At 60.6% G+C, this 18,782-nt stretch carries 17 protein-coding genes and 3 pseudogenes; 11 read left to right on the forward strand and 9 right to left on the reverse strand.

Going from position 1 to position 18,782, the window contains the following annotated elements; translation table 11 throughout:
• From tnpC to ACZBJS_RS33170, 3 genes are all read left to right on the forward strand, one after another.
• Nucleotides 1-1,308 (forward strand): IS66 family transposase (gene tnpC, locus ACZBJS_RS33160; RefSeq protein ID WP_463439789.1); only part of this gene is annotated, 1,308 nt, incomplete at its 5' end.
• An 872-nt stretch (nucleotides 1,309-2,180) separates the two neighbouring features.
• Nucleotides 2,181-2,402: a hypothetical protein gene (locus ACZBJS_RS33165; protein ID WP_092088749.1), complete on the forward strand. Its 222-nt coding sequence runs from the start codon at nucleotides 2,181-2,183 to the stop codon at nucleotides 2,400-2,402.
• A gap of 38 nt (nucleotides 2,403-2,440) precedes the next feature.
• Nucleotides 2,441-3,073 (forward strand): MarC family protein, encoded by a 633-nt coding sequence (locus ACZBJS_RS33170; protein WP_301322286.1) that lies wholly within the window; start codon nucleotides 2,441-2,443, stop codon nucleotides 3,071-3,073.
• 279 nt (nucleotides 3,074-3,352) lie between these two features.
• On the opposite strand, the gene ACZBJS_RS33175 is transcribed toward ACZBJS_RS33170, so the two are convergent.
• On the reverse strand, nucleotides 3,353-3,523 hold the full coding sequence (locus ACZBJS_RS33175) for a hypothetical protein (RefSeq protein WP_316399212.1): 171 nt from the start codon (nucleotides 3,521-3,523) through the stop codon (nucleotides 3,353-3,355).
• Between the two features lie 23 nt (nucleotides 3,524-3,546).
• Here ACZBJS_RS33175 and ACZBJS_RS33180 point away from each other — a divergent pair, with 23 nt between their 5' ends.
• The 3 genes from ACZBJS_RS33180 (at nucleotide 3,547) to ACZBJS_RS33190 (ending at nucleotide 5,206) form a co-directional block, all read left to right on the forward strand.
• On the forward strand, nucleotides 3,547-3,996 hold the full coding sequence (locus tag ACZBJS_RS33180) for an Hsp20 family protein (RefSeq protein WP_253589127.1): 450 nt from the start codon (nucleotides 3,547-3,549) through the stop codon (nucleotides 3,994-3,996).
• 84 nt (nucleotides 3,997-4,080) lie between these two features.
• On the forward strand, nucleotides 4,081-4,578 hold the full coding sequence (locus ACZBJS_RS33185) for an Hsp20/alpha crystallin family protein (protein WP_253589126.1): 498 nt from the start codon (nucleotides 4,081-4,083) through the stop codon (nucleotides 4,576-4,578).
• A 94-nt stretch (nucleotides 4,579-4,672) separates the two neighbouring features.
• Nucleotides 4,673-5,206, forward strand: a complete 534-nt coding sequence (locus ACZBJS_RS33190) for a hypothetical protein (RefSeq protein ID WP_253589125.1) — start codon at nucleotides 4,673-4,675, stop codon at nucleotides 5,204-5,206.
• 395 nt (nucleotides 5,207-5,601) lie between these two features.
• Here ACZBJS_RS33190 and ACZBJS_RS33195 read toward each other — a convergent pair.
• The 3 genes and pseudogenes from ACZBJS_RS33195 to ACZBJS_RS33205 form a co-directional block, all read right to left on the reverse strand.
• A pseudogene (locus tag ACZBJS_RS33195) lies at nucleotides 5,602-5,793 on the reverse strand (epoxide hydrolase); the annotation flags it as partial.
• Between the two features lie 844 nt (nucleotides 5,794-6,637).
• On the reverse strand, nucleotides 6,638-6,886 hold the full coding sequence (locus ACZBJS_RS33200; protein WP_456828002.1) for a hypothetical protein: 249 nt from the start codon (nucleotides 6,884-6,886) through the stop codon (nucleotides 6,638-6,640).
• 388 nt (nucleotides 6,887-7,274) lie between these two features.
• Nucleotides 7,275-7,631 carry a hypothetical protein gene (locus tag ACZBJS_RS33205; RefSeq protein WP_092088757.1) on the reverse strand — a complete coding sequence of 119 codons (357 nt, stop codon included), beginning with the start codon at nucleotides 7,629-7,631 and terminating at the stop codon, nucleotides 7,275-7,277.
• Nucleotides 7,632-8,181: 550 nt separating this feature from the next.
• Between ACZBJS_RS33205 and ACZBJS_RS33210 the strand changes: the two genes are divergently transcribed.
• A complete protein-coding gene (locus ACZBJS_RS33210; RefSeq protein ID WP_156436216.1) occupies nucleotides 8,182-8,391 on the forward strand; it encodes a hypothetical protein in 210 nt (69 codons plus the stop codon).
• A gap of 957 nt (nucleotides 8,392-9,348) precedes the next feature.
• On the opposite strand, the gene ACZBJS_RS33215 is transcribed toward ACZBJS_RS33210, so the two are convergent.
• A complete protein-coding gene (locus tag ACZBJS_RS33215) occupies nucleotides 9,349-9,714 on the reverse strand; it encodes a nuclear transport factor 2-like protein (RefSeq protein ID WP_253589123.1) in 366 nt (121 codons plus the stop codon).
• 148 nt (nucleotides 9,715-9,862) lie between these two features.
• Between ACZBJS_RS33215 and ACZBJS_RS33220 the strand changes: the two genes are divergently transcribed.
• Entirely contained in the window at nucleotides 9,863-10,339 is a 477-nt protein-coding gene (locus ACZBJS_RS33220) for a hypothetical protein (protein ID WP_316399208.1), read from the forward strand.
• 488 nt (nucleotides 10,340-10,827) lie between these two features.
• Here ACZBJS_RS33220 and ACZBJS_RS33225 read toward each other — a convergent pair whose 3' ends face one another.
• Entirely contained in the window at nucleotides 10,828-13,038 is a 2,211-nt protein-coding gene (locus ACZBJS_RS33225; protein WP_316399206.1) for an ATP-binding protein, read from the reverse strand.
• A 317-nt stretch (nucleotides 13,039-13,355) separates the two neighbouring features.
• Between ACZBJS_RS33225 and ACZBJS_RS33230 the strand changes: the two are divergent.
• Nucleotides 13,356-13,982 (forward strand): annotated as a pseudogene (locus ACZBJS_RS33230) (PHP domain-containing protein); the annotation flags it as partial.
• Nucleotides 13,983-14,751: 769 nt separating this feature from the next.
• Nucleotides 14,752-15,189 (forward strand): hypothetical protein, encoded by a 438-nt coding sequence (locus tag ACZBJS_RS33235; protein ID WP_316399204.1) that lies wholly within the window; start codon nucleotides 14,752-14,754, stop codon nucleotides 15,187-15,189.
• A 1,382-nt stretch (nucleotides 15,190-16,571) separates the two neighbouring features.
• Here ACZBJS_RS33235 and ACZBJS_RS33240 read toward each other — a convergent pair.
• From ACZBJS_RS33240 to ACZBJS_RS33250, 3 genes and pseudogenes are all read right to left on the reverse strand, one after another.
• Nucleotides 16,572-16,805 (reverse strand): annotated as a pseudogene (locus ACZBJS_RS33240) (DNA polymerase/3'-5' exonuclease PolX); the annotation flags it as partial.
• Nucleotides 16,806-17,022: 217 nt separating this feature from the next.
• Nucleotides 17,023-17,364, reverse strand: coding sequence for a hypothetical protein (locus tag ACZBJS_RS33245; RefSeq protein ID WP_316399202.1), 342 nt, complete (start codon nucleotides 17,362-17,364; stop codon nucleotides 17,023-17,025).
• 471 nt (nucleotides 17,365-17,835) lie between these two features.
• Nucleotides 17,836-18,027 (reverse strand): hypothetical protein, encoded by a 192-nt coding sequence (locus ACZBJS_RS33250; RefSeq protein WP_253638711.1) that lies wholly within the window; start codon nucleotides 18,025-18,027, stop codon nucleotides 17,836-17,838.
• Nucleotides 18,028-18,300: 273 nt separating this feature from the next.
• Here ACZBJS_RS33250 and ACZBJS_RS33255 point away from each other — a divergent pair, with 273 nt between their 5' ends.
• Nucleotides 18,301-18,585, forward strand: a complete 285-nt coding sequence (locus ACZBJS_RS33255) for a hypothetical protein (RefSeq protein ID WP_316398744.1) — start codon at nucleotides 18,301-18,303, stop codon at nucleotides 18,583-18,585.
• Nucleotides 18,586-18,782 lie beyond the last annotated feature (197 nt).

The following is an 18,782-nucleotide window of genomic DNA, read 5'->3' on the forward strand; positions in this document are numbered from 1 at the left end:
ATCAAGGCCCAGGTCAGCAAGGGCCGTGCGCAGGCGGATGGCAAGCGTGCACCGCGTCGGCGCAAGGGCTTTGCGCCCCATCTGGAACGGATCGAAACCGTCATTGAGCCGCAAGAGCTGGCGGAGCATGCCGGCAAGCAGAAGGTGCTGATCGGCGAGGACGTGTCGGAGCGCCTGGATGTGGTGCCGGCGAAGTTCCGGGTGATCGTCACGCGCCGTCCCAAGTATGCCTTCAAGAACGCGGACGGTGTGATCCAGGCGCCGGCCCCGGCCCACATCATCGAAGGAGGCATTCCGACTGAAGCGCTTCTGGCCCACATCGCCGTCGCCAAATATGCCGATGGTCTACCGCTCTACCGGCAGGAGGCCATCTACGCCCGCGATCATGTCGAGCTCGACCGCCAGCTGATGGCGCAATGGATGGGCAAGCTCGGCTTCGAGCTCGAGATCATTGCCGACTACATCTTCAGCGAGGTCAAGAAGGCCGAACGGGTCTTTGCCGACGAAACCACTTTGCCGACGCTCGCTCCGGGCTCCGGATCGACCAAGACGGCCTACTTATGGGCCTATGCCCGAGATGACCGAACCTTTGGCCGCAACGGTCCGCCGATGGTGGCTTATCGCTTCGAAGACAGCCGCGCCGGCGAATGCGCGGTCCGCCACCTCAATGGTTATCGCGGCATCCTGCAGGTGGATGGTTATGCCGCCTATAACAAGCTCGCGCGATCCGATCGCGGCAATGATGGCATCACATTGGCTGGCTGCTGGTCACACTGCAGACGCAAGTTCTACGAGCTGCATGTTGCAGGGAGCTCAGAAGTGGCAACGGCGACGGTCGAGCGGATGGCAAGGCTCTGGCAGGTCGAGAAAACCGTGCGCGGTCAAAGCCCCGACGCTCGCGTTGCCGCCCGCCAGCAAGCCACCGCGGCGATCGTCGCAGATCTCTTCGATCTCTGGCAGCAGACCTTGCGGCGGATCTCCGGCAAATCAAAATTGGCCGAGGCGATCCGCTATGCCGTCTCGCGCCGTGCCATCTTCGAACGCTTCCTGACCGATGGACGTATCGAGCTCGACTCCAACATCGTCGAACGCGCCATCAGGCCACTAACAATCACGAGAAAGAATAGCCTCTTCGCTGGCAGCGACGGCGGCGGACGAACCTGGGCGACCATCGCGACACTGCTGCAGACGGCGAAAATGAACAACGTCGATCCATTCGCCTGGCTCGCCTTAACACTTCAGCGTATCGCCAACGGCTGGCCGAGCAGCCAAATCGACGCGCTTATGCCATGGAACCACGCAGCCTGACGGCCTCAGCTTGCCGCTTACCCCAAAGCCGTGCGGTGATGAGGAATAAATACTAGGGGCAGCGGCGGGCTTCTATATCCCACGTTACTCGCGTAAATAATTGTTTTCATTCAAAAATACTCAAACGGTTCAAAATACTCATTCGTCTCCTAATGACACTTTCGCTATGCATTTGTCACGCTGCCTGATCTCGCCATCTCCGCAGAAGATAATCATGCCAAAGCATCGTCGCGCCGAACCGCCCGCTCCATCGTCGCGCCCGGCGCCTCGTACCACCCACCTGCCCGCTTGATCGGCATCATGTCGCATTGCACCGGCTTGGAGATGTTGGTCGCGATCGCGCGGTTCGGCACCCAGAGGGCAGCGCACCGCCAGCTTGGTCGGCAACGATGCCTGCAGCCGCGTGATCGTCGCGACCAAGTCGAGCGCATAGCTGTGCTGCGGGGTCACAGAATACCCCTGACGAGTCAGTGGGCTCGCTTCGCTGCTTCGTAACGATGATCTCGAGGCGGTCGGCTCTACAATCACAAGCCTTCCGGGCTGCGACCACAGCCAAGAACCCTTGAAATGGCTGACTCTGCTCCTATCGTCTGTTGTGGCCAAGCTTCAGCTTGCCGAAAGGTCCTCGGAGACAATTTGACCATGGACCCGAAACGGGGATCCAGCTTTGCAGGGGCTGCGGATCTTGTGGCGCACGCGGACACGGCGCGTCGACACCTTGCTGAATTGAGCGCAGCCTGTGCGAACGGCGACAAGAGTGCGGCCCGCCGGCATTGCGCCAGGCAATCAGTGAGCTCGAGCTCGCTCGCGCGATGTTGCGAATTGGAAATGACTGAATTGGAGACGTCGGGCACCTAACTGCGGGCTCCATCATGACGGCACAGCTTCACGATTTACTTACCGAGGCCCTTGAAAGCATCAAGTCGGGCGGTTTAATTCACAAATACAGCCTGGTCTGGGCCGGTCGTAGCGAGGCGCCACGCATTATCGTGTGTAAATCCGCCGACATTCCAGATGACGTTTTGCGTCGTACAATAGTGAGTTCACTGGCTGGCCTCGCAGCTGAGTCACAAATTACCATCGAAAAGGATTGAGGGCGGCGGCGTTCAGCTGTCCAAGGTGGGCTGCGACTATGCTTTGGAATCAGTTCGTCGGAATCACGATGCTGCTCTATGCGCTGACGAATCCGGTCGGAGCCATTCCAGTCTTTCTTGCGATCACGCGGCAGGCGCGAAGCGCAAATATCCATCGTATCATCGTCTTGGCATGCACGGCGGTTGCGGTTTTCTTTGTGGGGGCCGCGGTCCTCGGCAAGCAGATCCTCGGCTTCTTCAATGTCGGCCTCGATGACTTTCGTATCGCGGGCGGGTTGCTCGCACTGGTCATCGCGCTCGAGATGTTTCAGGCACAGTATGGGAAATTCTTGCAATCCAGCGGAGTTGACAGCAGCGAGGTAGATATCCATGGAATGGCGATAACACCGTTTGCATTCCCTTTGCTCGTCGGACCAGCCGAAGTCGGCATCATGATCACCCTTTCCAATGATAATCCTGGTTGGCTTTCGAAGGCGCTGCTTGCTGCGGCGTCAATCATCGCAACATTCCTGATCGGATTGACACTCTGGACGGCGGCGGCGATTGAGCGGTTCCTGGGAAAAACGGGGATCAACGTTATGACCCGCACCATGGCGCTCATTGTAGCGGCGATAGGCGTGAACTTCATTATGACTGGCCTGCGGAGCGAATTGCCCGGATTGGCCGGCTGAAATTCTGACAGGTCAGTTGCAAGCTAGGCTTCCGCGCCGGCTGCGCAACGGATCTCACATGACGCGTGCCTTCGTGGTGAGCCTTTGCACGGCAGCCGGCCCCAGAGCAAATGGAAATACCGCAATGGGACTGGCACGCCCGGGGACAAAGTGCAAACTTCTCCGTTCCCGCGCGAGATTCAGCATTGAGCGGTCTCCCGACCCGGCGCAGATGGCCGGCGTGCCCTCGCGAGCCAACTGCCCGAACTCGGTTCCGGTGCGCGGGCCGGAATAACCCGACTAAAACCAAGCCAAAAAATTTTTGCGAACGCTCTTGAAACTGATCGCCGCTTTTCTAATTGGATTTTTGCCGCTTACGGGCGGTGCCGGGCGCCGGGTTGGGCTCGGCAAAGCAACCAGGGCGCCGGACAGGTGTCTTGCACCGATCGTCTTGCGCTCCTTCGTATCCATCTTGCTCTCTGGAGGACTTGGCTATGAGGACATACGATTTCGCTCCCCTGTGGCGTTCGAGTATTGGATTCGACCGCCTCATCGATCTTCTCGACGAAACCCAGCAACGGTCCGAAGACAACTACCCGCCCTACAATATCGAGCGGCTCGGAGAGGACCGTTACCAGATCTCGGTCGCACTGGCCGGCTTCAACCAGGACGAGATTTCGGTGACGGCTGAGCAGAACGTGCTGACCGTGGAAGGCCGCAAGGGCGACAAGGACCAGCACGAATACCTCTATCAGGGTATCTCGGCGCGTCCGTTCAAGCGACAGTTCAGCCTCGCCGACCACGTGCAGGTCAAATCGGCAATGGTCGAGAACGGTCTGCTGCGGATCGAGCTCGTGCGCGAAATCCCCGAGGCCATGAAGCCTCGGCGTATTGCCATCGGAAGTGGCGCTCCTGGCGGACAAATCACGCAGAAGGCGGCCTGAGCCCGCTTCCTATTGGGCCAAAACACGCACGGACGGTACCCGTCCGTGCGCTGACCAGCTGCATGTCAAGTTAAGGAGGATATCATGGGTATTCGGGATCTCGTTCCCTGGGGCAAAGGGCAAGAACTCTCAACCGGACGAGAGGCATTCGATCCGTTTCTCACGCTTCACCGTGAGATGAACCGTCTGTTCGATGACGCCTTTCGCGGCTTCGGCTCATTCGGTCGCATCAACGCTCCGTTGATGGAGGGCCAGTTTAGTTGGCCACGCCTTGAACTGAATGAAACCGACAAGGAGGTTACGGTTTCCGCCGAGCTTCCAGGCCTCAGCGAAAAGGATGTCCAGGTTGAAATTGCCAATGGCATCCTGTCAATCCGGGGTGAAAGGAAAGCAGAACGCAGCGACGATTCCAAGTTCGTCAGCGAGCGATATTACGGCTCTTTCGAGCGCCAGATTCCGCTTGATGGCGTCGAGGAAGATAGGGCGAAGGCCGACTTCAAGAACGGCGTCCTCACCGTGACGCTACCGAGGTCCGAGCAGTCACGGTCGAACGTCAAGCGTATCGTGATCAACAGCAACTAAGGCCAGAGGTCGGCGGCGCACGACCGTCGCCGACCTCTATATCCAAGCCTTCAGCAACGCGTCTCTGGGCGAAAGGAGAAACAGGAGGCACGACATGAGCCATGTCAATCGCAATGCCAACATCAATGAGTCGCTATTTCATTCAGTATCCCACTACAATTCACCCGGCGATGTATTGAATGACGCGCGGCTCTCGACGGACGAGAAGCGCGTCATCCTATCGTCCTGGGCATCGGATATGTACGTCATCGAATCGCAACCGACCCTGCGGGAGATCCCTGGCATTCCACATCGGTTGCGCCTTGCCGACATCCTCGCGGCCCTGAAGCGGCTGGACGACGAGGATGATCCGCCGCCGCGCGGCGGAATGGCGATGCAGCTGCCTCGGTTGAGCAAGCCGGTGCGCGCCGTTTGCGATTCCGAACGACATGCTGCGACGAAGCGGCATCGGCCGTTGAAAGTATCCCGCGCGGATGCTCGGTGGACTCGCGAAGCAAATGTACGGCGATACCGAAAGCTGTTGGACACTCAACTGACTGACGCAGAACGCAGCTTCATCAGGCGGCGTCTTGTCGAGGAATTGAAGGGCCTGATCACCTCCCGGAGCGAGCGTCATCACAAAAACTGAGCCCGGGACCGCGCAGTGTACGAATAAACTGTCGATGAAGGCAGGAAAAGATGGCAGCAGATCCGTTAGCTCAAGCGAAGATGGGTGTGGAGGCCCTTGCACTGTGTATCGCAGGTGTCTTGTGCGAACGTGACCCATCGCTTTTGCCCGTATTCCAAGAAAGTGCGAGCACGCTTCATCGCATTCTCGATGATCGTGGAGATCATGAGGCGGCAGCAATGATCGGCGCATTTGGTCGAGCACTAATGAAACGTCCTCCAATCCCCAATTGACAATGGTGACCACAGCACTCCCATCGCTCGTGGGCTAAAGCCTACCACTCGAGCTACGCCGAAAACTGGCGCATCGCCTCCAATCTTTTCATGGGTGACCTCCGGTGAGCATGTTCGCGCCAGAGTTCTGACCAGCTGTTCATAGGCGCGTCGTTCCTCTGCGGAGAGACTGGACGGCCGTGGGTTGCCGGCCTTGAAGGCCTTGTCGACGTCGGCTGGAACGGTGGCGGGCATGTTGGTGTGGATGGCAAGCAATCCCGCAGGTGCCTGTAAGCCCATCTGGTCGACGACAAACGCTCCCCAATCGCCTCCCTGTTCGCCGCAATAGCCCGGGCCCCGATGGCGTGTCTTCCGCGCCCGCGGCCAATTCTACACACAAAACGCGAAAACGGCCCCAGCTTAGGGATCGCTGAGGCCGTCGTTTCGTCTGCTGGGGGCGCGGGCGCCGGTGAGCAAGAGCCACCTCGGTTCAGGCAGAATGCCGGTACATCCGCGGCAGCCTGAATTGCACTCGACGTCGCAGCGCACTTGCCGAGGGCCTCGGGGGGACGCTACAAGCGACCCCGGCGCTGGGGGCACCAGGGTCGCCACTGAACTCCCGGTCGGGGGGGCACCTGATCGCGGGAGCAACGAATTGACTCTTCGCATTCCCACTTGTTCCCGAGGCGTTAGCAAATCAGCAACGTGATCGGCGCAGGCTTCTCTGAGGGACGGGACCGTTGGGGACGCAGCACGGTCACGTTTCGGAGGAGCTGGCGCACCGGCCCTGAGCGTCGGCTCCTCTTTTGGACCTTGTGTGAGTTAGGCAACAGCCGTCACTCCGGGTACCTGCTAAGCAAGTGACGTTGGGAATTTCAGGGCCCTAGCGCTGGGAATGACAGGGCGCCGCCGGGACAAACCATTTCGGGCCCGGCGGCGTAGTTTTTGAGATTTGCCGCGCTGACGCATGAGAGGCGTCTCAAGATGTCTGGCGACAAGATTGCTACAAAGACCGTGCTGTTAGCGCTCGCCATAGGCATTGCCATATGGGCAACTATGGGGGCGCCCGAGCCAGGCACAAATTCGCCGATGCACGTCGCCAGCAGGCGATGAGGCCCTGCCTGCCCGTCTGGCGGTTTAGTCTCCTAGGGACATTCGGCGCTGTCGCTTTAGGTCGGCGTCATTCGAGCGGTAGAGAAAGCGCGGGCAGCGGCCTATTGCCCTGCTCGCAACCTGTTCGCCCCTTGAGCGGTAGAACCGGCGTTGAGGCATCCGCGGCAGTCCGGCCCATGAAATGGGTCAGATTAACGCCCGATGACCACTCCACATAACCAACGGCCGAAAAGGCGAGCGCTCCCACGACGAGAATACTGAGCACTGAAGCGGCGGCTGCTGACGCCAAGCTTTGGCTGCTGAAAAACGGCATCATGATTCTCCGACACCGAGTTGCCACCCATCGGTGCGTTAGGCCGACTCGCGATGATCGCGTGTGAACGGTCTCACATATCACGCGCACTTGATGCGTCATCGGCCCGTGGCACAGCCCCTGCAGTTTGCTTGGTGCTGGGAATTTCAGCGTCCCAGTTCAGGAAGGAAACGCCGCCGGGCGTGTATTTTTGAGACCGGCGGCGTCTTTTTCTTGAGCCAGCGCGAGCTAGCCCGTTTCAGACCGCCTCGTCGTCTTCATCTTGCTGCTCGACGTTCGGCCACTCGGGCATTGCATACCCCGTGGCCCGATCACTACCCGCAAGCCCACAGAACTCAGCGACTGGAACAGACTCTGAAAGGCGGCTTCGTCTTGAAAGTAGAACTCGCCATCACCCGCACAAAGCGGACTGGCGTGCCAGAATGCAACGAGTGCTTTTGCCTTCAGTCCGCCGATGCTCGCAAATCTCCGTAATACCCAGCCTGTCGCGGGCCTCCTCAAAGAACCTGCCTTTTTCGGTCAGAGATCTGTTATTTGCTTTATCCCACACATCGATCGGCGCACCCTCACCAAACCGCTCGTCCATTTCTTCATGCATCTTCGTGTGCAACCGCGCCCATTCTACATGCCGCGCGTAGTATTCGCGCACTAACGGCTCAAACTTCGCAGCGAGCCCGATGAGTTCAGCATCGACCCGCGGCCACCCACCCGGCAATGTCGGGCGGTGTCCATTGTCTGCGTGGTCCAACCCGCAATCGTGATCACCATTTCGCCAGTCAACCCCGACAAGATCCAACACGGTCGCAGCGCGCGATGACGGTTACCACGAAGGATCATATGCATATTCTCGTAGAGCTCGAAAAACTCTTTCATTGACCGGCGGCGCGCCTTGACCCACGGATTGCGTACCTGCGCGGAATGGCGAATTCCTAGCGGCTTGTTTTGCGTCGCGTGCGACCTTCAATCCCACGACGGCTAGCGCTTCAGTGCCAGCTTCGACCCGAGGCGTCGGTCAAGCCCAGAGCCTACTCCTTCTTAGGTAAGAAACATTTACGTACCGCCGCAGTCATCAACTCGTCAGGATTTTGCACTTTACATCCTGGGGCTAGAGCCAACGGTCCGTGTGTATTTTAAGCGGGCGGCGTCGCGCCCTCCACCTAAAGCCGGAAGCGGCCGCCATCGAGTTGTGAGAGCGCTGACACCAACGCAGAGCTTGCTGCGCCCGGAAGACCGACCTCGACATTTGGAACATTCCGGGCCTACCCGCTTGTTCCGAAATCCAGAACGAGATCACCAACGTGACGGACGAACTTGAATATCTAGCGCACCGATTGGTGATTATCGAGCAACCCGGCGGCGGGTTCTTGGTGGAAGCGACGCCGATCGCTGGCGGACAAACGATCAGAACAATGACCTATCAACGTACCCAGGAAGCGATCGCTGCAGCGAAACGGACAATCGACAAGCATCTCGAAGGTAGGGGGCCTGCCAATCTGGCTCGCTATTAGTGGCTTTGGCGGCGGAAGTTCCATGCAGCCCCTTGGGGCCGAGTCGGCGGCCCTCCGCCGATTTGAACCCGAGACATTAAAACAATAGGTCCTAGCGTCTGCGAGGAGCGCTTTGGACGTGCGGTTTTATAGCCTATTCGGGCTACGTGCATCCGGCATAAATTGCGCTTTCAGCGAGAGACGCCCGGGCTTAAGCTATGTGACAAATGCTGCACTGTCGGGGTGTGCCATGGCCGAAACATTCGTCCGCGTAGGCATCGTCCTTTTGGGGCTTTGCCCTTTCGCAATCGTTGCAATTGCTCTGCTCGTGCAAAGCTGACACGGTTTCATTCGCGAGTCGGCCGGAGCGAACCGGCCGAGACAGCGGCCCCAGCGACTGCCTCTTGGCCCCCAAAGGTTGCTGCGGCCGTTTCTAACTCTCTAAATTCATAGCAATGAAACACGTTGGCGACCGCCCCTACTCCGAATCCGAAAAAGCCGCGCGCAGGATCATGGAGCACGCTCGGGCCTTCGAGCCGATCCAGGATCGGCCGGATCTGCATCGAAAAGATCAACTATCCGATGCTCTACCAGGACAAGGCGACGCCGGCTGAGTATTGGGCTGGCTTGGAGGGATCGGGGCTGGCTCGAGTATCACGAAAGCGGGACCTTCGTGAGGATGCTGGACCTCGGGCCGCGCTTGGTGCTGCGGGACGAAACGGGCTGGCAGCTCACCGACGCCGGCCGCGAGATCCTCAGTGTTGCGGAATCGTCGGCCCCCCAGCCGGTCGCGCCGGAGGTCTCAGCTGTATCCGCGCCGCCGCAGCCCGATGCACTGACCGCGCCTCCGCCACGCCTGCTCGAACGCGCGATCCCGGCACAGCGACCAAGCAGACGCGAGGGGCGACGGCGCAATCGACAACGGCGGCAGCTGGAGCGGTCGGCTTAGGCCGCCGCGAACGGACAGTCGTCACGGCATCAAACCGTAAACGCCTCATCGTTGGTGACCAGCGGATTGCAGGTCGAGTGCACGATCTTGCCGGCGGCGTTCAAGCGGAGGCGCGTCCGGAACAGCCGTCCCCCTGCATCGCGGTACTCGAGGTAGATGCCGCCGTCTTCCGGCACGATCGCCTCGATCTGGAAGGGGCCGGGAGGCTGATCCGCCAACCTCAGTGTCCAATAGGAACGCAATGCCCGCCTGCCCTCGAACCTCCCGCCTTCGCAGCATTCCACGGTGGTGTCTTCGTCGTACAGGCCGAGCAGATCGGACATTCGCCGGTCCCGGCACGCGTCGAGCAAATCGACGACGATGGCCATGGCATCGAAAGTCTCGGGTGCACCCATCACGGCCCTCTTTCTGCAACGCCCCATGACAGACTAGGTGTTCCGGCCTGAACTGCAGGTGAACCGCGCCGGGTTCCGGAATCGAGTCCTTCTTGCGCCGACCGGGTCCCGCAGCGTCGCCCGGAAGAGATCGCAGAGGAGCGCGAAGATGGAGCTGACCGATCTGGAGCGCGATTTTCTGAGGAAGCTCCCCGGCGAATCCTTGGTCAGCCCGCCGACGTTCGACCACGAAATCTGGCGCGGCTCGTGGAGCCGGGTCACGTGGAAACCGAACCACTTCCATCCGGAGATATCGAGTATCGCATCACCGACGCCGGGCGGGCGGCGGCTACCGCGTGAACCACAGATCGGCGAGCCGAGGGGGCCGAGTCAGGGGGCTTCGGTTTTCGGGAGCCGCTCCAATTGCAGACGCAGGGCGGCCGACAATTCCGGCTTTTCCTTGATGCAGCCGCCCGCCGATTCCCGCACAATTGACCCGCTGTGTTGCGGACCGCTGTCGACGCCCCCCCAGCATCGGAGCAATCTCGTTGCGACCCACCTCCTGAAAGCAACGTCGGCGGGACGTCGACGGTTTCAGCGGCGATCGGGCCAGGTCGAAGGAACGATAATCGTCCTGCCCCATTGAACTGCAGGGACCGTCGCCCGCCGTTGAACTACGGCGCCTGTCGCGGATAGCCAAAGGTCTCACGGCCCGCTATTCAGAACTAGCGCTCGCGAGGATAGCCAAAGGCGGCGGCCTCCTCCAGGCGTAAGAGTCGAACCGTCCTCCGCAGCGCCTGCGATGTTGCCTTCGAGGCCAGTCGCATGGAGTCCCTAAACGATCGTCCGATGTGCCCGGTGTGCAAGCACGGGCTCGCGCTGTCGCGTATCTCTTCCGGCGAGCGGGGATTCGAGGAGCGCACGTTCGAGTGCTCTACCTGCGGCAGGACGGAAAAGGTTACGATCGAGGTTGACCCCGTGAAGTCAGATGCGGTGGGCTGGCTCGCCCGCGAGCGTCGGCCGCCGCGCTGACTTGACCCGATCGGTGGCGCCACGGCCAATGCTCGATGCCGATGATCATCCTTGACGTGTCACGGCAGAAAAGCCAACTCGTTCTGCTGCGCGCCCCATCGCTCAGTTTTCGACTTGATCCATCACGTCGCGTACCTTGGCGGCCAGTTCATTGAAGCTGAAGGGCTTGACGATCAATTGCACGCCCTTATCGAGCCGGCCGTGATGAATGATCGAGTTGCGGGCATATCCGGTAGTGAACAGCACCTTCAAGGAGGGGCGGATGGCTCTGGCTTGAGCGGCGACCTGCGCGCCCGTCATACCGCCCGGAAGGACCACGTCTGTAAACAGGAGATCCACTCGGGGTTGCCGGTCTAGAATCCGCAGAGCAGCCGGCCCATCATGGGCCTCCAGCACGCGATAGCCGAGCTCGCGGAGGCTGTCGACAGAGTAGGCTCTGACGTCGGCGTCATCCTCGACGACGAGAATGGTCTCTTCCTGGGTCGCCTCCGGATTGAGCGTCTCATCAGGTGTGGTGTCATCCGACGAGTCACCTAATAGACGAGGCAGGTAAATTTTGACGGTGGTGCCCTGCCCAAGTTCCGAATAAATCTTCACATGACCGCCCGACTGCTTGACGAAGCCATACACTTGGCTCAGCCCAAGTCCCGTGCCTTTGCCGACGGGTTTCGTCGTGAAGAAGGGCTCGAACGCTTGCGCCACGGTCTGCCGGTCCATGCCAACGCCGGTGTCGGTGACCGATATGACGACGTACTGGCCCGCCACCACTTCCCTATGTGCCGCGACATAGGCTTCGTCGATGTGGGCGTTACCGGTCTCAAGTGTCAGCCTTCCCCCATTTGGCATGGCATCGCGAGCGTTGACGGCGAGATTGAGGATGGCAGCCTCGAGCTCATTGGGGTCGGCTTCCACGCGCCACAACCCGGCGCCGAGCACGGTCTCCACGGCGATCGTCTCGCCGAGCGTGCGATGGACCATCTCGGAAAGGCCGTTGACCAGAACGTTCACGTCGATCGGCTTGGGATCGAGGGGCTGGCGGCGCGAGAACGCGAGAAGGCGCTGGGTAAGCGAGGCCGCCCGTTGGGCGCCATTCATCGCGTGACGCACGGCGCGCTGCAGATGCGCGGAATCCGAAGGAACATTACGCTGCAACGTGTCGAGATTTCCCATGATCACCTGGAGAAGGTTGTTGAAGTCGTGGGCGACCCCACCCGTCAACTGCCCCACCGCTTCCATCTTTTGGGACTGCCGCAGCGCCTCCTCGTTGCGCTTAAGCTGTTCGGTGCGCTCGATCACCTGCTTTTCCAGCGTGGCATTCAACTCGACGAGCGCCTCCTGGGCGCGCTTGCGTTCTGCGATTTCGCGGTGCGACGCCTGCGAAAGACGGACATTGTCGATTGCCACGGCCGCTTCGGCGGCGAGCCCCGAGAGGCCCCGCTCGGAGCGCTCCGAAAAGACGCTAGGCTTGCCGTGGCCAAAGAACAGGCCTCCGATCACATCCCCCGTCCGCGAAATCACGGGAACGGCGAGATAGCTCCGGACGGGCAGATGGCCTTCGGGCATGCCTCGACGCGGCGCATTCTTGCCATAGCGGGGATCCTTGGTGATATCGTCGGAGCGCACGATGCCCTCGCCGTTGAAGGTCGGCGCGAACACTTCGGTATTTCGCGGCATCGGAAACTTCGAAAATGCCTCCAGCGGCGCTCCCGAAAGCGTGTAGAGCATGTAGCTTTCGCCGGCCTCGTTGGTGAGGTTGTAGAAAAACGCCCCAAACTCGGCACCGCTGAGTTCGACGCCCGCATCCGTTACGATTTGCACCAGGCGCTGGAGATCAGTCTCGAGGGCAAGGGCCGATCCGGCACGATTGAGCACTTCGAGCGAATGCCGCTCTTCACGGATCATCTCCTCGGCCTCCCGCTGGATCGTGCGGTCGCGCAGGATCTTGACGAAACCGACGATCTTTCCGCCCTCGCGGATCGGGCTCAGTTCGCCCACCGCCCAGAAACGGCTCCCGTCTTTGCGGAGGCGCCAGCCTTCCTCGCCGCCGCCCCTACCGTGCGCGGTCGCATCTTCCATTTCTTTGCGCAACTGCGCCTGGCCAGCGTCTGCGGCAAAGATCCGGTCCAAGGACTTGCCGAGCATTTCGGGTTCGCTCCAGCCAAGGATCCGGCTCGCGCCGGTATTCCAGCTGGTAACGAGTCCGCGTTCATCGGCGCTGATGATGGCCGTATCAGTCGCGCCATTGACGATCTGACGCCACTGGGCCGCGCTGATTTCATCGGGCGCGCTTGCGAGGTCGTCAGCTTCGATCATCGATGCTCCCTGACAAAAGTGCGGATGCCACATCCCGGAAGGAGGCAGGCCGGCGTCAGTAGCTCGACTTTCTTGACGGCCCCCGGCGGCTGTAGAAGTACACTTGGCCAACGCAGGGTCCCAGCGGTGAGTTCCCTTTCGAGCGGGTACGGTGGGGGCACAAAATTTCGTTCAGAACGTCAACACAATGCGGAACAAAGAACCGCATCACGGCCCTTCCCTAGCCATCTTTTCAGGTTCCATGACGGAAGGCCGCAGGAATTGTCCGACCTCGGTGATGGACGCCGTCCGCCTGAGCTGGCGTTCGGCTGATGCTCAATTCCACGTGCGGCCACTATGCTGGCGGTCTTTCTGTCGAGGAGATCGCGCAGCAGCACAGGGAAGCCGACCGGCTGAACAAGCGATTCGGCAAGGATTTCCGGATCCTCAAAGGAATCGAGTCCGACATTCTTGCCGACGGGTCGCTCGACAATGCCGACGACGTGCTGGAGCGATTCGACTTCGTGGTCGCGAGCATTCGCGGCCGGTTCAAATTGAACCGACAAGGCCCAGACGCAGCGCATGCTCCGGGCCATCTCGCATCCTCAAACCACTATCATCGCCACATGACCGGACGGCAAATCCAGCGGCGGCCAGGCTACGAAATCGACGTTGAGAAAGTGTTGCAGGCATGTGTGAAGCATGACGTGGCCGTCGAGACCAACGCCCACCCATGGCGGCTTGACCTAGACTGGCGTTGGCATGAGGCGGCGCTCGAGTTCGGCTGCATGATGAGCATCAATCCGGACGCGCACTCGGCGCCTGAACTCAATCACATGCATTGGGGTGTAGAGATGGCGCGCAAAGGCGGTGTGCCGCCGGACAGGGTCCTGAACGCGATGACGCTTCCCGAGATCACGCGCTACCTCGGCCAGAGGCGGCGCTCGCTCTTCCGCGTCGCCTAATGCCATTGGCACAAGACCACTCGCTCGAAGGAACGGTGGTGGCGGTCGCGGCTGACCGCGGGCACCACTTCAGCAAACCGACGCAGGACTGCATAGTCCTGGTGGAAGGTCACGGCGTCGAAGGCGACGCCCACGCCGGCGTTCGTCCGGCACCGCTATCTCTCCCGCCGCCAGCCCCGCCTACCCAATCTCCGACAGGTCCATCTGATCCAATCCGAAATCTTCGCATCCCTTCTCGAAGCTGGCTTCGACGTCGGCGCGGGCGATCTCGCCGAGAACATATTGCCGGCCTGGACCTTGAGCGAATGCCGCTCGGGTCCCTCATCAAGCTCGGACCCACGGCGATCATAGAGCTGACTGGCCTCCAGACGCCGTGCGTCCTCATGGACCGCTTCCGAGCCGGCCTTAAGCGGCACATGCTCTCGTCGGCGGAAACTGACCCTCCGTTCAAATCCGGGGTGCTTGGCGTGGTGCGGGCCGGCGGGACGGTCGCGCCTGGCGATACCGCGCCGGTTCGGTCAGCGCTCAGCTGCCCTGAAAACTTGTTCGGCGTGCCTTTCTTGCGGCAGCCGATTTTGATCCCGTGCGCCATCTGTTTCTCTCTTCTTTGGAACGTCTTCTGGCGTGCTCATTTGAAAACGCGCGGTAAACCCTCCGCGGCTGTGCCGCGGGCGCATCTATTCACTCAAGCTGATTTGCGAGCAAATATCGGCTGCGTCGAAAGTCAGTTCGTGGTCTGGACCTGTGGAGAAGGATAAGGGTGTAACAAATGAGCGTCATCGGTCCAGCCATTGCGATCGTTATCGGCCTAGCCACTGTGATGGTCGTTTACCTGCTGGCGAGGAAAACCCGGCGTGAGCGCGATAGCCAAAGACAACATATCGCCGATGAACGTCACGAGAACGCTAGCCCGCAAAGCGCTCTCTCCGCAATCGGCGACCGCGAACGCGATGAGGAGGCTCGATCTCGTACAGCGGTCGGGAGCCGATACAGCCACCTTGAAGATGATCCGACCTATGCGACGAGCGTGGAATTGGGGAAGATTTTGATGGACCTGAGCGAGTTAGAGACGGATCTCGCCCTGGCTAAGCAAAGCAAGGACACGGATTTAGCTCTCAAAATCCGGCTCGAGATGAATGACTTGGAAAGTCGCGCTTCCGAGCTAGAGAGGCAACTCGTGAATGGTCCCGATACTCGCCCGGGCTAACCGACCGGCCGCTACCGGAAGTACGTCATGCCGCCGGCAACGATCGACAAGACAAAAGCCAAAGCAGCAGCCCCAATAATCCATGGCATGTCACGGCGTTCATTAGGCGTCATACAGCTTTCTCTCAAATCGCATCGCTTCGCGCAAAGGAAGGCCTCAGCACGAGACGGTTAAGTGCCGAGACCAAGTTTTCTACGTCATCCCTTGTTCAACGCCGATGACGGTCGGCACTGAACAGACGATCAACCGACCGGTTAAGGGATTGTTCCTATTCCCGGTGTTGCCGTTTTAGCTGGTCGTGCCATGCCATGGCTGCCAACGAGCGAATGCGCACCAAGGCCAGTTCGACCGCTGCTGTGGCCGTTTCAGACCCAACCACGAACCATCCCCCTTGCATGGAGGACCAGGTCGCATTGAACCGCCTTGGCAGTCGTCGCTATGCCTCCATCAGGCATCCAGAGAGCGCTCTCGACCGCGGCGGGCACCGAGCGCTGCAGCCTAGCAACGGCTGGCCTCAGACTTCAGCTGAATCCGGATCGGCTTCGTGTAATCGGCAAGGTGATCATCGGCGCTCCTCAACCCGCTTTGTCGCGCCGTCGCGCTGTTGATGCCCGAACAATGCCGGCCAATCCGCAACGGTCCCGGCCTGGGCGATCTCCCGAGCCGTCGGCACGATCCGGACCACGTTTATTGTAGCCGTATGCCGCGCCGCATCCTGGTCGTCCGGCTTCAGACCTGCGACACGTTGAGGGAATCGGATTCCGCTAGCTGCGACGGCGCCGTGCCCCGGCTGCCACGTAGCGCGGGCGATCATCTTCGCCACGGCGACCGGGATGCGGTCTCCCCGCGCTGCGATGTAGCCGTCGATACGCGTTTCGATGCGATGGCCCAGCCGGGAGGTGCGGTTTTCGCGGTCACAGGCGCGGCACCTCAATCTGGATCGTGCGCGCATCTGCGCTGCGGTCGATCACGGTGAAGACGGCATCGCGCAGCACCCGATCGAGCTCGACGGGCGTCGCGCTCATCGGCTCCTCGATGGTGTCGAGATCGATCACATCAGCCGCCTGCGGATTGAAGTCCCCGCCGCGCACGCCACAGAGCTGTGCGCGGCGCGGATCGGTCACGTCGACCGCGATGCATTGGTCCAGGGCACGGAGTGCCGCTGCGATCGGCATGGTCGCATCTTCGTATTGGCCCGCGAACTTCCGTTGCCCATGCTCGTCACGAAACCACGCAGAGCGCAGCATGAAGACAGTTTGCATTTCCGGCGTCGGTTCTGCCGCCGCCGAGACCAGCGCGGTCGAAGCCTTCTGCGGCGGCATCACCTGCCGACCTTGCCGGATCGCATCGGGCATCGTCTTAAGCTCTGCGAAAGCGAAGGTGGGGATCTCCTTCCGCAGCTTTTCGAGGCTGGGATGACTGCCCGTCTTCTGAAGCTTGGTGATGATGTCGGCGATCGCATTGCCGACGCCCGGGATCTCCGTAAGACGATCCTCGGCGATGAGCACGTCCAGCGGGACGGCAAGAGCCGCCAGGCTGTCGGCGGCCCGAGAGTAGGCTTTCGCCCTGTGGGGATTGCCGCCTCGCAAGGCGGTGCGCTGCGCGTACTCTCGCAGGAATCATTGCGCGCGCGACTTCGTCAGCGAGTGCTCGGTGATGCGCTGCCAGTTTGGCGAACAGCGCTTTCTTTGCCGCGTTGGTCGCGAGCTTGCTGATTAGTTCGCACTCTTCCGCCTCGACACTGGCAGATGATCCGGAAGTGACTTATCGAGTAGGCCGGCGACCAGCACGGCGAGCGCTGCGTCTTCGATGGCCCCCTCGGCGTATTCGACCCTATCCCACTCGAAATGGAATACCGCCGAAGCGATGGTCGATCGTCGTCGGGCGCATTGCGATCATGCGGGCGTAGTGCGCGCACAACTGATCCATGGCGCCATCAAACGCCTCTTGCGCCGCTGCTAAGCCCGACTGCTCGTTAGCGTCGGCTATAGCTGCATTGTACGCGCTGCGCGCCTCCTCGCCGCGCAGACACGCGTCCCGATAGGTCCCGGGCGGGTATGACCGGCGGGCGATCTCAACCAGGCGGCCCGTTTCATCGTTCGCGGCATCCCGAAGCCGCGATATTTCGACGAACCGGCTCCCCAGGTCGATCAGCTCGGCATCTGGACTGGCCAAGGAAACAGTTGTTGCGGTAGTCGGCGCCGCTGCGGCATCAGCCGATCAATACACACCTAAGCTGTTGAAAACAATACAATTAATCTAAGCTACCGAAATTAGCCCACAGTCCAGCCCACAAACACGAACGGCCCCGACGCGGCGCGCCGAGGCCGCCATTCCAGACTCCCGGTCGAGCGCGCCACCTGTCTCCGGGAGCAATGAAGGGACTCATTGGCCCGACCACTTGTTCCTGAGGATGGCGATGCCGCACAACAACGATAGCGGCCCTGGCGCGGGGAACGCCAAGGCCGTTTAAACTCCCGGTCGGGGGCAACCTATCGCGGGAGCCTGTGTAAGATTCCCGACATTGCCACTTGTTCCTGCTCCTCTCGCAACATCACAGTGCGTAACAAGAAGTGCCCTTCGGCCGATCACCGAGGCCACAGGTTCTGCGGTTGACTCTGCGCTGGGGATTTCAGGGCCCCCGGTTCAGGAAGGAAACGCCGCCGGGCGTGTATTTTTGAGACCGGCGGCGTCTTTTCTTGGGACTATTTCGATGATCCACACGGCTTTCGTGAAGTTGGGCAGCAAAGACAGTAGTTGCCCGCCCTTCAAAAACTCGATTCCGAAATCTTTAATAAATTCGGACCAGCTTCCTTCCGCGACAGGGAGGTGTGTCATGCGTAATCATGACTTCGTGTCCGATGGGTTCCTCGCGCTAATCGCGACCTGCCTTGTGCTGTTGTGCTCGGGCCTGCTCGTTGTCGCATTTAGCTAGTCTGACCTTGGCGCCCTCATCGTTCCGGATACTCCTAGGGGACCGCTTGGGGACACCCCCGCGCAGAGCACAAGCATGCCGCATTTTCATCACGCAAAAACGGCTGGCCTGCTCATCCAGCATTCACGTTCAACTTCCTACAGTGTGGGGTGCCTTAGATTCCACGAGAGGAAACCATGAAGCTTAAATTTGCACTTGTTGGACTTGCTGCGCTCGGCGGCCTTGCTGCGGCAGGAAGCGCGTCAGCGATGCCGCTCGCGACACTTTCTCCCGCTTCAAACATCGAGAACGTCGCCGTAGTCTGCGGCCCGAACGGCTGTGTCCGCACGGCGCCCGTCTACAGGCCGTACGGCTACGGTTACGGCTATCGTGGCTACGGCGTCCGTCGCTACGGATACGTGCACAGGGGCTACGGTTATCATAGGGGTTACGGCTATCACGGCGGTTATCGCCGCTGGTGATTTCGCGCAAAAGCCCGTCGGTAGGATCATCCGGCGGGCAGATTGATCTGCATCACTCGCGTGTGTGACCGCCCTGCTACCGCAGTGTTGCTGGGATCGCAGGGCCAGCTGGAAGACCGCCGCCGGGATGCTGCATTCAAGCCCGGCGGCGTACTTTTTGATCAGATCCAGGCCGCCGCCCGCGCTCACCGTCTGGG

The sequence above is a fragment of the Bradyrhizobium sp. KZN70725 genome (assembly GCF_055264925.1).

Coding starts and splice junctions, on each gene's coding strand:
- ACZBJS_RS33165 (WP_092088749.1), top strand. CDS start 2,181: ATGACGGCACAGCTTCACGATTTACTTACCGAGGCCCTTGAAAGCATC.
- ACZBJS_RS33170 (WP_301322286.1), top strand. CDS start 2,441: ATGCTTTGGAATCAGTTCGTCGGAATCACGATGCTGCTCTATGCGCTG.
- ACZBJS_RS33175 (WP_316399212.1), bottom strand. CDS start 3,523: ATGGATACGAAGGAGCGCAAGACGATCGGTGCAAGACACCTGTCCGGC.
- ACZBJS_RS33180 (WP_253589127.1), top strand. CDS start 3,547: ATGAGGACATACGATTTCGCTCCCCTGTGGCGTTCGAGTATTGGATTC.
- ACZBJS_RS33185 (WP_253589126.1), top strand. CDS start 4,081: ATGGGTATTCGGGATCTCGTTCCCTGGGGCAAAGGGCAAGAACTCTCA.
- ACZBJS_RS33190 (WP_253589125.1), top strand. CDS start 4,673: ATGAGCCATGTCAATCGCAATGCCAACATCAATGAGTCGCTATTTCAT.
- ACZBJS_RS33200 (WP_456828002.1), bottom strand. CDS start 6,886: ATGATGCCGTTTTTCAGCAGCCAAAGCTTGGCGTCAGCAGCCGCCGCT.
- ACZBJS_RS33215 (WP_253589123.1), bottom strand. CDS start 9,714: ATGGGTGCACCCGAGACTTTCGATGCCATGGCCATCGTCGTCGATTTG.
- ACZBJS_RS33220 (WP_316399208.1), top strand. CDS start 9,863: ATGGAGCTGACCGATCTGGAGCGCGATTTTCTGAGGAAGCTCCCCGGC.
- ACZBJS_RS33225 (WP_316399206.1), bottom strand. CDS start 13,038: ATGATCGAAGCTGACGACCTCGCAAGCGCGCCCGATGAAATCAGCGCG.
- ACZBJS_RS33235 (WP_316399204.1), top strand. CDS start 14,752: ATGAGCGTCATCGGTCCAGCCATTGCGATCGTTATCGGCCTAGCCACT.
- ACZBJS_RS33250 (WP_253638711.1), bottom strand. CDS start 18,027: ATGACACACCTCCCTGTCGCGGAAGGAAGCTGGTCCGAATTTATTAAA.
- ACZBJS_RS33255 (WP_316398744.1), top strand. CDS start 18,301: ATGAAGCTTAAATTTGCACTTGTTGGACTTGCTGCGCTCGGCGGCCTT.